The organism is Microbacterium sp. SORGH_AS_0454, assembly GCF_031453395.1.
GTDB lineage: Bacteria > Actinomycetota > Actinomycetes > Actinomycetales > Microbacteriaceae > Microbacterium.
The window spans coordinates 1,822,588-1,835,197 of sequence record NZ_JAVIYS010000001.1 but is presented as its reverse complement, the minus strand read 5'-3'; the positions used below and the strand labels follow the sequence as shown (position 1 = coordinate 1,835,197).

18 protein-coding genes are annotated in these 12,610 nt (G+C 71.7%); 7 read left to right on the top strand and 11 right to left on the bottom strand.

Annotation, left to right across the window (positions count from 1 at the left end; translation table 11 throughout):
- Positions 1–58 precede the first annotated feature (58 nt).
- Positions 59–523, top strand: a complete 465-nt coding sequence (locus QE454_RS08515) for a GNAT family N-acetyltransferase (RefSeq protein ID WP_307456136.1) — start codon at positions 59–61, stop codon at positions 521–523.
- A 15-nt stretch (positions 524–538) separates the two neighbouring features.
- Here the strand turns inward: QE454_RS08515 and QE454_RS08510 are convergent, their stop codons facing one another.
- On the bottom strand, positions 539–1,030 hold the full coding sequence (locus tag QE454_RS08510; protein WP_307456138.1) for a hypothetical protein: 492 nt from the start codon (positions 1,028–1,030) through the stop codon (positions 539–541).
- A gap of 29 nt (positions 1,031–1,059) precedes the next feature.
- A complete protein-coding gene (locus QE454_RS08505; RefSeq protein ID WP_307456140.1) occupies positions 1,060–1,362 on the bottom strand; it encodes a hypothetical protein in 303 nt (100 codons plus the stop codon).
- A 193-nt stretch (positions 1,363–1,555) separates the two neighbouring features.
- Between QE454_RS08505 and QE454_RS08500 the strand changes: the two genes are divergently transcribed.
- Entirely contained in the window at positions 1,556–2,722 is a 1,167-nt protein-coding gene (locus QE454_RS08500) for a GNAT family N-acetyltransferase (RefSeq protein ID WP_307456142.1), read from the top strand.
- Between the two features lie 4 nt (positions 2,723–2,726).
- Here QE454_RS08500 and yiaA read toward each other — a convergent pair whose 3' ends face one another.
- Positions 2,727–3,194, bottom strand: coding sequence for an inner membrane protein YiaA (gene yiaA, locus QE454_RS08495; RefSeq protein WP_307456144.1), 468 nt, complete (start codon positions 3,192–3,194; stop codon positions 2,727–2,729).
- Positions 3,195–3,383: 189 nt separating this feature from the next.
- On the opposite strand from yiaA, the gene QE454_RS08490 reads away from it, so the two are divergent.
- Positions 3,384–4,340: an NAD-dependent epimerase/dehydratase family protein gene (locus QE454_RS08490; RefSeq protein WP_307456147.1), complete on the top strand. Its 957-nt coding sequence runs from the start codon at positions 3,384–3,386 to the stop codon at positions 4,338–4,340.
- Here QE454_RS08490 and QE454_RS08485 read toward each other — a convergent pair.
- The 5 genes from QE454_RS08485 to QE454_RS08465 all read right to left on the bottom strand — a co-directional run bounded on the left by QE454_RS08485 (position 4,337) and on the right by QE454_RS08465 (position 8,464).
- The gene (locus QE454_RS08485) at positions 4,337–4,903 is read right to left on the bottom strand and encodes a ribonuclease H (protein WP_307456150.1); all 567 of its coding nucleotides are present in this window, start codon (positions 4,901–4,903) and stop codon (positions 4,337–4,339) included. The two genes, QE454_RS08490 and QE454_RS08485, sit on opposite strands and share 4 nt — an antisense overlap.
- A gap of 90 nt (positions 4,904–4,993) precedes the next feature.
- A complete protein-coding gene (gene gnd, locus QE454_RS08480) occupies positions 4,994–6,055 on the bottom strand; it encodes a phosphogluconate dehydrogenase (NAD(+)-dependent, decarboxylating) (protein WP_267787821.1) in 1,062 nt (353 codons plus the stop codon).
- A gap of 54 nt (positions 6,056–6,109) precedes the next feature.
- Complete coding sequence (locus QE454_RS08475) at positions 6,110–6,646, bottom strand: bifunctional nuclease family protein (RefSeq protein ID WP_309668586.1); 537 nt, start codon at positions 6,644–6,646, stop codon at positions 6,110–6,112.
- A gap of 37 nt (positions 6,647–6,683) precedes the next feature.
- Positions 6,684–7,304 carry a response regulator transcription factor gene (locus QE454_RS08470; RefSeq protein WP_210073427.1) on the bottom strand — a complete coding sequence of 207 codons (621 nt, stop codon included), beginning with the start codon at positions 7,302–7,304 and terminating at the stop codon, positions 6,684–6,686.
- Positions 7,301–8,464 (bottom strand): sensor histidine kinase, encoded by a 1,164-nt coding sequence (locus tag QE454_RS08465; RefSeq protein ID WP_210073425.1) that lies wholly within the window; start codon positions 8,462–8,464, stop codon positions 7,301–7,303. The genes QE454_RS08470 and QE454_RS08465 overlap by 4 nt, the downstream gene beginning before the upstream one ends.
- A 146-nt stretch (positions 8,465–8,610) precedes the next feature.
- Between QE454_RS08465 and QE454_RS08460 the strand changes: the two genes are divergently transcribed.
- Positions 8,611–9,672 (top strand): ABC transporter permease, encoded by a 1,062-nt coding sequence (locus tag QE454_RS08460; protein ID WP_307456155.1) that lies wholly within the window; start codon positions 8,611–8,613, stop codon positions 9,670–9,672.
- Positions 9,669–10,364: an ABC transporter ATP-binding protein gene (locus QE454_RS08455; protein ID WP_267787826.1), complete on the top strand. Its 696-nt coding sequence runs from the start codon at positions 9,669–9,671 to the stop codon at positions 10,362–10,364. Before QE454_RS08460 ends, QE454_RS08455 begins: the two co-directional genes overlap by 4 nt.
- Here QE454_RS08455 and QE454_RS08450 read toward each other — a convergent pair.
- Complete coding sequence (locus QE454_RS08450) at positions 10,345–10,707, bottom strand: hypothetical protein (protein ID WP_307312934.1); 363 nt, start codon at positions 10,705–10,707, stop codon at positions 10,345–10,347. The genes QE454_RS08455 and QE454_RS08450 overlap by 20 nt on opposite strands.
- 230 nt (positions 10,708–10,937) lie before the next feature.
- Between QE454_RS08450 and QE454_RS08445 the strand changes: the two genes are divergently transcribed.
- The gene (locus QE454_RS08445; protein ID WP_210073419.1) at positions 10,938–11,219 is read left to right on the top strand and encodes a metal-sensitive transcriptional regulator; all 282 of its coding nucleotides are present in this window, start codon (positions 10,938–10,940) and stop codon (positions 11,217–11,219) included.
- Positions 11,220–11,229: 10 nt separating this feature from the next.
- Positions 11,230–11,550 (top strand): heavy-metal-associated domain-containing protein, encoded by a 321-nt coding sequence (locus QE454_RS08440; RefSeq protein ID WP_210073417.1) that lies wholly within the window; start codon positions 11,230–11,232, stop codon positions 11,548–11,550.
- 61 nt (positions 11,551–11,611) lie between these two features.
- Here the strand turns inward: QE454_RS08440 and QE454_RS08435 are convergent, their stop codons facing one another.
- Complete coding sequence (locus QE454_RS08435) at positions 11,612–11,902, bottom strand: hypothetical protein (protein ID WP_307456157.1); 291 nt, start codon at positions 11,900–11,902, stop codon at positions 11,612–11,614.
- A gap of 99 nt (positions 11,903–12,001) precedes the next feature.
- Positions 12,002–12,547 carry a PadR family transcriptional regulator gene (locus tag QE454_RS08430; protein ID WP_307456160.1) on the bottom strand — a complete coding sequence of 182 codons (546 nt, stop codon included), beginning with the start codon at positions 12,545–12,547 and terminating at the stop codon, positions 12,002–12,004.
- Positions 12,548–12,610: the final 63 nt, after the last annotated feature.

Here is a 12,610-nt window from a genome sequence, read left to right as displayed (position 1 = left end):
CGACTCGATCGGCATCCGGGTCCGTTCGGCGTTTCGCGCCGAGTCGTACGGTGAGAGGGTGAGCGTCACCATCCGCGAAGCCGTCTTCCCGCGAGACGGCGCGGCCGTCAGCGCCCTCGTCGGGGCGTACCTGCGGCAGACGGAGGCGGAGAAGGACGAACGCGGGCTCGCCGCCGACATCTTTCCCGAGCGCTACGCGCGGGAGATCGACGACCCGGCGGCGGCATTCGCGGGCCGGCACGCCCTCATCGCCACCGTCGACGGCGCAGATGTCGGTCTCGTCGTCTCATCGACCGTGCCCGAAGGCACGGAACTCTCGCGGGTGTGGACCGATCCGCGCGCCCGGGGGCGAGGCGTCGGAACCGCGTTGCTCACGGCTGCGCTCAGCGGAGCCGTGCGACCGGTGCGTCTGTCGGTCTGGGATTGGCGTGAGCCCGCGGTGCGGATGTACCGCGCTGCGGGTTTCGAGGTCGTCCCGTCGTGGGACGATCGGCCGGGGCTCATGTGCCTCGAGCTGCGGTGACCCGAACCGCGCTGCTCAGCGCGACGGCGGCACCCGCATCGTGCCGTCGAGCGTCCACCCGTTCTGATCGACGGCGCCCGTGGCATCCGCCTGCTCCGCCTGAGCGTCGGCGTACCAGAGGCAGACGAGCCCCCGCTCGCGCCACAGGGCTTGGCGGCTCATCGCGTCCTCGACCATCCAGAACGCTCCGCCTGCGGTTCGACGGCGCAGCTCGGCGAGCCAGGTCGCGTACCCCGGATCCGGTTCGGATGCCGCGGCGTGGGGCCGCGCGAGCTCGATGAAGCGGTCGGCCAGGGTCTCGGCCGTCCAGTCGGTGCGCCCGTCCTGGAAGACGTCCTCTCCGCCCGCACTGGAGTACCTCAGCACGACATTGCTCTCCCGCTCGAGAGGACTGTCGTGCGTCTCGCCCGGTTCGGGAACGAACACGCGGCACCGCCAGTGCCCCGTCGCGTAGAGGTTCGTGTTGATGCGGATCCCCTGCCAGCCGCGCTCGTGAGCGCGCGCCACCGCAGCGACGAGACGAAACGGGACCGGGATCACCGGTAGCCCGTCAGCCCGCGCGAGCGGGCGATGGTCTGCGACACGAGGTACTCGCCCCATGCCACCGCGTACGCGCCGAGAGCGGCCCACACCCACGCGGAGGGCAGGACGCCGATGAGCCCGAGCAACGCCGCGACCGTCAGCACGACGACCACCGCGAGTACCGGCCCGATCGCCCGCGCGCCGATGACACCCGCGCCGGTGCGCCAGATGACCAGCAGAGCTCCCGCCGTCGCGACGAGGAGGATGACGGGGGTGAACCACGGTCCCAGCGCCCCCATGGTGATCGCGGCGCCCACACCGGCAGTGGTGAGGGATGCGGTCCGGAGGGCGCGGATCTGTGTCGGAGAGGGCGAGGCGGCGATGGAGTGCTCCTGGGATGGGGCTGAAGGCGGGGAACCGAACCCGCCGACGATCGCGGGCGAGGACGGCTTCCCAGGGTACCCGCGCCTCGATCCGCCTCCGCGGGGTGTTCGTGTCTACGGTGGACACGTGGGCATCTCTCTGACGCGCGTCGACCTCTCGAGTGCGGATGACCGCGCCGCTCTGACGGCGTTCCTCACCTCGAACGTCTTCCCGTTCCATGTGCGCGCGCAGCCGACGGTCGCGCAGATCGAGGACGCCCTTCGCGGCGGCTCGTGGGGTGGAGACGATGTCGACACCTATTGGATCGACGACGAGACCGACGGCCGCGTCGGGGTGATCCGGTTGGAGGATCTGCAGGACGCCACCGCGATGGTCGATCTGCGGCTCGCCGACGGCGCCCGAGGTCGAGGCTTCGGCTCGGCGGCGTTGTCGGCCGCGACCGACCTCGTCTTCTCTCACCACCCCGGCGTCATCCGGTTCGAGGGCCAGACCCGCGACGACAACGTCGCCATGCGGCGGGTCTTCGAACGATGCGGCTGGGTGCTCGAGGCGCATTACCGCGACGGCTGGCCCGTCGAGGGCGGCGCCCCCCTGGCATCCGTCGCCTACAGCGTTCTGCGCCGCGACTGGGCGAGTGGCTCCACGACGCCCGTGCCGCGTGGCCCCGAGGTGACGCTCCGCGGCGAGTTGCGCTGCGCCGACGCAGCCGAGGCGCAGCGCGTGCACGCCCATCTCGCCGAGCACATCGCTCTGACACGTGCGGAACCGGGATGCCTCTCTTTCGACGTCGACCCCACCGACACCGACGGCGTCTGGAGCGTGTCGGAGCGCTTCGTCGACGAAGCCGCGTTCGACGCCCACCAGCGCCGCGTCGCCGCGAGCACGTGGGGGCGTGAGACCGCCGGGATCCAGCGCTTCTACGTCATCCACGGGAGGGCACTGGATGCCGACGCCCTCATCGCCACGGCCTGGGCGGCCGAGGAGATGCTTCTGCACCCGGCTGTGCGCTCGGACCCTCGCGAGCTGAACCGGTTGCTCGACCCCGAGTTCGTGGAGGTTGGACAGTCCGGCCGTCGGTGGACGCGAGACGCGATCGTCGCCGCCCTGCGGGAAGAACCGGGAACCGAATCCTCGCCCCTCGTCGAAGAACGAGAAAGTCGGCTCGTCGGACCTGACACGGTCCTCTTGACCTATCTGCTGCGATTCGAGAACCGCGTCAGCCGCCGGTCGTCCCTCTGGCGGTGCGACCCCGCACCGCGTTGCCTGTTCCACCAGGGGACACCGGTCGTCTGAGGCGTCAGCCGTTCGCGGGGTAGCCGGTGTACTCGACGGTCGAGGTGTCGGGGTGGAGGTTCCGGAACGCCGCGAGGTCACGAACGTTCTTCTGCACCGCGACGACGGCGAACAGGCTCATCGCGAAGCCGATGCCGTAGAAGCCCTTTTCCGACAGCAGCAGCTCGGCGTTCCAGAGGCCGACCGCCATGAGGGCGAGCGCGACGAGAAGCATTCCCCAGGCGACGCCGAGGTAGGCGCCGGTCACGGGGATGTCTTCCGCACGGTCGCGGACGGCCTTCTGCACCGAGATGGCGGCGAAGAGACCGAGCAGAAAGACCGAGAGGTAGAACCCCTTCTCGGCGAGCGTCATGTGCGCGTTGTAGAGGCCGATGACGTAGACCGAAGCGCCGAGGCCGAGTGCCACCCACGAGGCTCCCACGAACGCTCCGGTCGGACGACCGAGCATCTGCTGCGTGTGGATATCCGTCATCTTTCCCACCCCTTCGTCGGGTCCCCTGGCGGGGACGTATGCCGTGGCGGAGAAGCTAGCGGAAAGTTCATGCCGAATACGCCATGAGCCCTTCACCTGTGGACAACCACGGGGAGCGACCACGGGTCCTCGTCCGCCGTCCGCGAACCCCGTCGACCTGGCGCCGCCGAAGATGGTTTGCTGGCCCGCATGCGACAGCTCCTCATCCTCGGTGGAACCGGATGGCTCGGCCGCGCCGTCGCGGCGCAGGCCCTCGCGCAGGGGGCCGAGGTCACCTGCCTCGCCCGCGGCGAATCCGGCGAGACGGCACCGGGCGCACGACTGATCCGCGCCGACCGCAACGACCCCGACTCCTACGCACGCGTGCAGCGCGACTGGGACGAGGTGGTCGAGCTCTCGTGGGACCCGGGATTCGTGGCATCCGCCCTCGACGCCCTCGCCGACCGCGCAGCGCACTGGAGCCTGATCTCGAGCGTCTCGGTGTATGCCCGCTCGGACATCCCCTTCGCCGACGAGACGGCGGAGCTCGTCGAGCCGAACGACCTCGAGCAGTATCCGGATGCCAAGGTGCACGCAGAACGGCTCACCTCGGCGCGGCTGGGTGACCGGGTGCTCCTCGCGCGGGCGGGGCTGATCGCGGGGCCGGGCGATCCCACCGACCGCTTCGGCTACTGGCCCGCGCGCTATGCCCGCGGCGGGCGGGTCGTCGCGCCCGTGGCGGCCGACCGTCACGTCCAGGCGATCGACGTGGACGATCTCGCCGCGTGGATCGCGCACGCCGGACGCACGGGCGTCACGGGCCCGATCAACGCGGTCGGCGAAGAACTGCCGCTCGCCGCGGTGCTCGCGGCGGCCCGCGATGCGGCCGGAACGGCGAGCGAGACCGTCACCCTCGACGATGACACCCTCATCGCGCGCGGCGTCGCCTACTGGGCCGGGCCGCGCTCACTCCCCCTGTGGCTGCCCGAGAGCGCGGGAGGATTCGCGCGGCGCAGCGACGCCGCCTTCGTGGCATCCGGCGGGCGTCGCCGCTCCCTCGCCGAGACGATACGCCGCACGCTCGACGATGAGCGCGAGCGCGGACTGGACCGCCCCCGCCGCGCCGGACTCACACCCGCCGAAGAGGCGGAGATCGTCGGCGCCTAACGCCCGTTGCGGTCAGCCGCAGTACGCGGAGGCGCCGACGACACCTCGAGCTTGTCGAGACCGCGAAGCGAGGTCCAGATGAGCTCCTCGCCCTTCGCCGCATGCTGCGACGCGCGCACGGCCCGCTCGTCGGCCCACGAGTTGAGCACGTGCCCGGAGTGCCCGCGCACGTGCTCGAGCACGACGTCGGGAAGGCCCGCCGCCCGCCGCGCGTCGCGCGCGGCGATGAGGGCTTCGAGGATGCCCTGGTTGGCGACCGGCTTCTTCGCGCTCGTGACCCAGCCGCGGCGGCGGTGGCCGTCCATCCACTTCGAGTAGGTGTCGATGGCGTACTTCGAGTCGGCCTGCACGACCAGCTCGCGCACGTCGGCGTGATCGGTGATCGCGTACAGCAGCCCGAGCAGTTCTCCGATGTTGTTCGTGCCCTCGGGGATCGATCCGGCGGCCCAGTGTCCGTCTTCGCCGACCCACGCCCAGCCCGCCGGACCCGGGTTGCCCTTGCAGGCGCCGTCGGTGGCGACGACGTAGCGGTCGGAGGATGCGGGCGAATCGGTACTGCTCATCCCTCTAGTCTCCCCCGCAGCACCACGGACGAACGACGACGCCCCCGCCGTCGGCGTGAACGACCGACGGCGGGGGCGCTTGCACGAGGGTCAGTCGCGACCGCTCTCGGCCTTCTTCTGTCCGGCCTCGAGCACATCGCCCGCGGGCAATTCCTGGTGCCCGCCGAACTGCAGACGCATCGCCGAGAGCACCTGGTTGGCGAAGTGGTCCTCGCCGCGCGAGGCGAACCGCTCAAACAGCGACGCGGCCAGCACGGGCACCGGCACACCCGTGTCGACGGCGGCCTTGACGGTCCAGCGTCCCTCGCCCGAGTCCGAGACGCGGCCGGCCAGACCGTCGAGCGTCGGGTTCTGCGCGAGCGCCGCCGCGGTGAGGTCGAGCAACCAGGACGAGATGACCGAGCCTCGGCGCCAGAGCTCGGTGACGCGAGCCGTGTCGATGTCGAACTGGTAGTACTCGGGCTCCTCCAGGGGCGCCACCTCGGCGGAGTGCTCGCCCTGACGCAGGCCCGCGTCGGCGTTGTTCAGCACGTTCAGCCCCTCGGCGAGCGCGGCCATGATGCCGTACTCGATGCCGTTGTGGACCATCTTCACGAAGTGGCCCGAGCCCGACGGACCGCAGTGCAGGTACCCGCGCTCCTCGGTCGTGTAGTCGCCGGTGCGGCCGGGCGTGCGCTCGACCTCTCCGGGACCGGGGGCGATGGTGCGCAGCACGGGCTCGAGGTGGGAGACGGCCTCGTCGTGGCCGCCCACCATGAGGCAGTAGCCGCGCTCGAGACCGAAGACGCCGCCGCTGGTGCCCACGTCGACGTAGTGGATGCCGCTCTCGTCGAGCTTCTTCGCACGACGCACGTCGTCGCGGTAGTTCGAGTTGCCGCCGTCGATGATGATGTCGCCCGGCTCGAGCACCTCGGCCACCTCGTCGACGACCGTGCCGGTGAGACCGGCGGGGATCATGAGCCACACGGCGCGGGGCTTGTGCAGCTTCGAGGCCAGGTCGGCGATGCTCGTCGCCCCGGTGGCGCCCTCCGCGACCAGCGACGCCACGGCATCCTGGTTCACGTCGAACACGACGCAGTCGTGACCGTCCTTCATGAGCCTGCGGACGATGTTGGCGCCCATTCGTCCGAGTCCGACCATGGCGAGTTGCATTGGTTCCCCGTTCGTCGTGCATGACGGGCCGCGCCGCGCGGTCCCTCCGCGAGTCTAGGAGCGTCCGGAGGCACCAGGGATCGGTGCTAGCCCTGGAAATCCTCGGGATCGACGCCCCTCCAGAAAGCGCCGGAACTCCTCCACCCGGTCTTCGTCCTCGCCCCCGCCGTCGAGCTCGACGGCCTCGTCCGGCACACCGGCCTCGTCGAAGACGGCGTTCGCCACGAGGATCGGTGCATCGGCTCGGGACGCGAGGGCGATGCCGTCCGAGGGACGGGAGTCGAAGGTCCGTGGCCCCGCCGGGGTGTTCAGCACCACCCGGGCGTGGAAGGTCCCCTCGTCGAGGTGGGTGATCTCGACGCGGTCCACGGATGCCGAGAGCTCGCCGAGCATCGCGGTCATGAGGTCGTGCGCGAGGGGCCGCGGCGAGCCGGTGCGCTCGATCGCGACGAGGATCGACATGGCCTCCTGCGGCCCGATCCACACGGGGAGCACCCGGTTGCCGTCGGTCGCGGTATCGACGGGCTTGAGCAGGATGACGTGCTGCTGACCCGGGTCGAGCGCGACCCCGACGACGCGCACCCGGATCATGGAGCCATCGTACGGGGAGTGCCCGTCGCGAGAGGGTTCAGCGCACGATGCCGAGAGCCCGCGCCGCCGAGACGGCGGCGGTGCGCGACGAGACGCCGAGCTTCGAGAAGACGTGCGCGAGGTGAGACTTCACCGTCGCGTCGGTGATGTGCAGACGGGCGGCCACCTCGGCGTTCGAGGCCCCTCGGGCGACGAGTCGCACCACCTCGATCTCGCGCGCCGAGAGGGTCACGCGGGGCTCGCGCAGGCGAGCCAGAAGGCGCCCCGCGATCGCCGGGGCCAGGGCGCTCTGCCCCGCGGCGGCGGCGCGGACGCCCGCGAGCAGTTCGTGGGGCGGGGCGTCCTTCAGCAGGTACCCGCTGGCCCCCGCCTCGACGGCGCCGAGGATGTCGCCGTCGGTGTCGTAGTTCGTCAGGACGAGGACGTACGGCGGGGCGGCGAGCGCACGCACCCGCCGCGTGGCCTCGGCCCCCGCGGCCCGCTCGCCGAACTGCAGGTCCATCAGCACGAGCTCCGGCGCCAGCGATGCCGAGAGAGCGACGGCCTCGTCGGCGTCGGCGGCCTCTCCGACCACTTCGATGTCGGTCTCGGCGTCGAGCAGGGCGCGCACGCCCGCCCGTACGACCGGGTGGTCGTCGGCGATCACCACGCGGATCACGACGCTCCCCCCGGCAGCACCACGGTGATGGTGGATCCGGCACCCGGCGCGCTGTCCACGTCGAGCACGCCGTCGAGCTGATCGACGCGCTCGCGCATGGCCCGGAGTCCGAAAGAGTCCGTTCCGGATGCCGCGGCCTCGGCGCGTCGCACGTCGAACCCGGCGCCGTCGTCGGAGATGGTCAGACGCGCCCCGCCCGACTGCGGCACGAGCCGGATGCGCACGCAGCGTGCCCGCGCGTGCTGGGCGACGTTCGCGAGGGCCCCCTGGGCGATGCGCAGCAGGGCCGTCTGGGCGTCCATGGGCAGCGAGACCACGGCATCCACCTCCACCTCCACGTCGATACCCTCGCGAGCACCCCATCCGCCGGCGAGACGCTCGAGGGCGGAGCCGAGGCCGCGGTCGAGGCTCGGCGGGGCCAGTTCTCGGATGAACCGCCGGGTCTCGGCGAGGCCGTCTGCCGCCGTCTGGCGCGCCAGCCGTACGTGGTCGATGCCGGGACCCTCGGCATCCGCTCTCTCCGCCGCGTGGAGCAGCATCTGGATGCTCGACAGTCCCTGCGCCACGGTGTCGTGCAGCTCGCGGGCCAGGCGCGCTCGTTCGGCGAGGGTCCCCTGCTCGCGCTCGGCGGCGGCGAGCCGGTCGCGCGTGGCGAGAAGCTCGGCGACGAGGGCTTCGCGCTCCGCGGCCCTGCGCTCGAGGGCGTTGTAGCCGAGGCCGATGAGAAGCGCCACACCCGCACCGACGACGGGCCCGACGACGCCGCCCACCGTGAGACCCCCGTGGACGGCGAAGGCCGCGATCGTGAGGGCGGTCGTGCCCACGACCGCGAGGGGACCCGCTCCCCCCGGGAGCACGTGCAGGTACAGGAAGAAGAGCGGGAAGACGAGATACGCGGCCTCGGGGACGAGCCACACCAGCGCCGCCCACACCACCGTGAGCGCCGCCACCCACACGACACCGCGCCGCGATCGCCCCGCGCGGGCGATCCAGAGTCCCGCGAGGTACACCGCGCCCAGCGCTCCCGCGAGCACGAGGGCGAGCACGGACCCGTCCGTCAGCAGCACGCGCGCGACGACGAGAGCGAGCAGTCCGCCGAAGAGAGCGTGCAAGCCCGCGCGCAGCCCCGCGAAGACCGGGGCGAGGGGTCGATGGGTCATTTCCCGATCCAGGCTACGGATGCCGGGACCCCGGCGGATCATCCGAAAGGTGGAGGAAGGGTTCGCCCACCCCGCCGATGACGGCCGGAGCGGTCCGGACGAGGGTGGGACGGAGCCGACGAGAGACGCCGGCGGAAGGAGGCGACGTGTACGTCGCATGGCGCGATCTGCGGTTCGCCCGCGGGCGATTCGCCCTCATCGGGGCGGTCGTCGCCCTCATCACCCTGCTCGTCGGGTTCCTCTCCGGGCTCACGGGCGGACTCGCAGCGCAAAACGTCTCGGCCGTTCTCGCCCTGCCCGGGGACCGGCTCGTCCTGCACCCCGTCGGCGGCGCGAGCGCGACCTTCGCCGACTCCACGATCGACGACGACACCGTCGCGGCATGGCGCGCGGCCCCGGGGGTCGATAGCGTCACCGCCGTCGGGATCACGCAGACACGGGCGGAGGGACCCGGAGCCGTCGGCGCCGTCGCCCTGTTCGGCCTCGACGCGGGAACGAGCTTCGGCGCTCCCCACCGCGACGATGAGATCGACCTGTCGGCGAGTGCGGCCGAGAGCCTGGGCGCGACGGTCGGCGACGAGGTCACGGTGGCGGGATTCTCATACCGCGTCGCCGCGATCGAAGGCGACCGGTGGTACAGCCACACCCCCGTGGCCACACTCGACGCGCACGCGTGGACGACTCTCGATCAGCACCTGGGCGGCACGGGGCAACCGACGCTTCTCGCCGTCACCGGCTCCCCGGCGTGGGACACCGTGGCCGCCGACACCGGGACCACGGCATCCACTCCCCTGTCGAGCCTCACGGCGCTGACGACCTTCCGCTCCGAGATCGGCTCGCTCGCGCTGATGATCGCGATGCTGTTCGGCGTCTCGGCGCTCGTGGTCGGCGCGTTCTTCACGGTCTGGACGATGCAGCGCTCGGCCGACATCGCCGTGCTCAAAGCGCTCGGGGCGAGCACTCCCGCACTCGTGCGCGATGCCCTCGGTCAGGCTCTGGTCGTGCTGGGGCTCGGAGTCGGCATCGGGATCGGCCTGACCGCCCTGCTCGGCACCCTCGCCGGCGCAGCGCTGCCCTTCGTCCTGAACCCGCTCACGACCCTCGCCCCCGCGGCGGTCATGGTCGTGCTCGGCCTGCTCGGTGCCGCGGTGTCGCTGCGCACCGTCACCTCCTCCGACCCCCTCACCGCCCTCGGGAGCACCCGATGATCCTTCTCGACGACGTCACCCTCACCTATCCCGACGCAGACGCCCGCGTCACCGCCGTCGACCATGTCACCCTGGAGGGCCGCCCGGGCATCGTGACCGGCATCACCGGCCCCTCGGGCTCGGGCAAGTCGAGCCTGCTGGCCCTGGCCGCCACCCTCGTTCGCCCCGACTCCGGGCGCGTGATCGTCGCGGGGACGGATGCCACCCGGCTCAGCGCCGCGGCGGCGACGGCGCTGCGGCGCCAGAGCATCGGCATCGTGTTCCAGCAGCCGCAGTTGCTCCCGGCCCTCACCGCTCGCGAGCAGCTGCGGGTCATGGCCGAGCTCGGCGGCCCCGACCGGCGCGAACGGCGTGCGCTCGTTCGTTCACGGGTCGACGAGCTGCTCGAGGCCGTCGGTCTCGGCGCTCTGGCCGATCGTCGGCCCGCCCAGCTCTCCGGCGGTCAGCGTCAGCGGGTGGCGATCGCGCGCGCTCTCGTGCACGAGCCGCGGGTACTGCTGGTCGACGAGCCGACGAGCGCTCTCGACACCGCCCGGGGCGGGGAGATCATGGCTCTGCTGTCTCGACTGACGCGGGAACGCGAAACCGCGACGCTGCTCGTGACGCACGACCTCGTGCACCGCGACGCCCTCGACGAGACGGTCGAGATCGTGGACGGGCGCGCGGCGCTCGTCACCACCCGTACGCGTTGAACCACTCGCGACGGCGGTCGGCTTCGGCGCGCGACTCGTCCCCTCGCCACGAGTCGTGGGGTTCGAGCAGACCGCCGTCGTCACGGTTCACGAACGCCCAGCAGACCGGGCACAGTGCCCGGCCGCCGGGAAATCCGTCATCGAGCGTCGGGGCGGGTTCGGCGGGAGTCCCACCCGCGACGCACTCGGGCGGGTCGGCCTGCAGGTCACTCCAGAGCAGTCGTCCGCCGGTGCGGTGGTGAAGGCCGCGGTGGCCGTCTTCACGGGTGCAGATCTCGCCGTTTCTTCGGCTGAGGCACAGTCTCCGGGCGGCGCCCGGCAGCGCTGCCAGTGTTCGCGTCATCCTTCGATTCTCGCCGCTGCGAGCGCAACGGGGGCAGGTGCGGGATGCGCACGGGGCGATGGGGGCCGGTGGGGAAGGGATCGGCGGTCATCGCTGACCACCACCGGTGCGACGAGAGAACATGTCGACCTCCTGATGTTCCGACCATCCGCCCGTCGAGCGTGGATTCCGAGGGGGTTGACACGGCGCAAGACGGTGCTAGGCATACCCCATGGGGGTATCATCGGGGTATGCACGGATACGAGGGCCACAAGGACGACCTCCTCAAGCGTCTGCGCCGCGCCGAAGGCCAGGTGCGCGGCATCGCGCGCATGGTCGACGACGACCAGTACTGCATCGACATCCTCACCCAGGTCTCGGCCGTGACCAAGGCGCTCGAGAACGTCGCCCTCTCCCTGCTCGACGACCACCTCTCCCACTGCGTGGCCGAAGCGGCCGCACAGGGCGGCCCCGTCGCCGACGAGAAGCTGAAAGAAGCGAACCAGGCGATCGCTCGCCTGGTCCGCTCGTAAGGAGACGCACATGACCGAACAGCGCATCGACCTCGGCCTCACCTCGGCCCCCGCCGGCGGCTGCGGCGACGGCTGCGGGTGCAAGAGCGCGGCATCCACCCCCGCCGTCGCCTCGGACGAGGCGTCCTCCGTCGTGCTCCGCGTCGAGGGGATGACCTGCGAGCACTGCGTTCGCGCCGTGAGCGAAGAGCTCAACGCGCTCGACGGCGTGGAGGTCGTCGACGTCGACCTGCGTGCGGGCGACGCCTCGCTCGTGCGCATCACGGGTTCAGCCGACGAGGCCGCTCTCACCGCGGCGATCGACGAGGCCGGGTACACCCTGGTGCGGTGACCGGATGCCGCGGGCACGGCGATCCCTCACCCTCGGGAACCTACTCCGCGCGGCGCGTGCCTCAGAAGACGCGACGCACCAGCGCGTCGACGGCCGCGTGGAACGTGAGGTGCTGCGAGACCTCGACAGCGCGGTCGTAGCGCGGTCCGCCGAGCGCCACGAACACGGCGCCGACGACTTCGACGTATCCGACGATGTACCCCTCGCGGGCGACCTCGTACAGATCGAGATCGACGCGCGTCCAGGGGATCTCGGTGAGGGCGGGCGTAGTCGAGGAGGGGGCCGCTTTCGCCGCGGCGCGAGCCGCAGCCTTCGATGATCCCGGGCGACTGAGGGGTGCTTCCATGACCATGCGACGACTCCTTGGCTCCTCCGGGTCATCCCAGAGTGCGCTGTCCGCCCCCGAACCGCGCGGCCCTTGACGCGACGGCGGATCCCGGATACGTCGGGATCAGCCGACGCTGCGCGCGGGACGACCGCGGCGTGGGCGCTGCTCCGACAGGTCGAACGGCTCCACCCCCGCGGTGAGCGATTCGACCTCATCGAGCCACCGGAGGTCCGCCTCGAGCCGCGCACGGCGCGCCGCCTGCACGATGGCGGCGGGAACGGCATCCGTCCACTCCTCCCGCACCTCGGCGAGCGCCGCGCGGACCGCTTCGCGCTGGACCGACAGGATGCCGGGCACATCCGCTCCCGGGAGCGTCACCGCGAGCGCGACCTTGAGGGCGACGTCGTCGCGCCCCTCGACCAGCGAGGCACCGCCCAGCCACGCTCGCACCTCGACGCGGCCCTCGGCGGTCAGCTCCCACAGCACGCGCGCCTCGTCGTCGAGCCCGGCGCCCTGCACCAGCCCGTCGCGCTCGAGGCGCTCGAGGGTCGTGTACACCTGGCCGACATTGACCCGCGCTCCGGTACGCCGCTCGTATTCGGCCCGCAGCTGGGAGCCGTAGCAGGTGCCGCGGTCGAGGATCGCGAGCAGGCTCAGACGGACAGACACGGCGCCTCCAGGCGGGTCAGAAATGACTTGCCGAGTATATCGTTCGACGCCGAGGGATCCCCC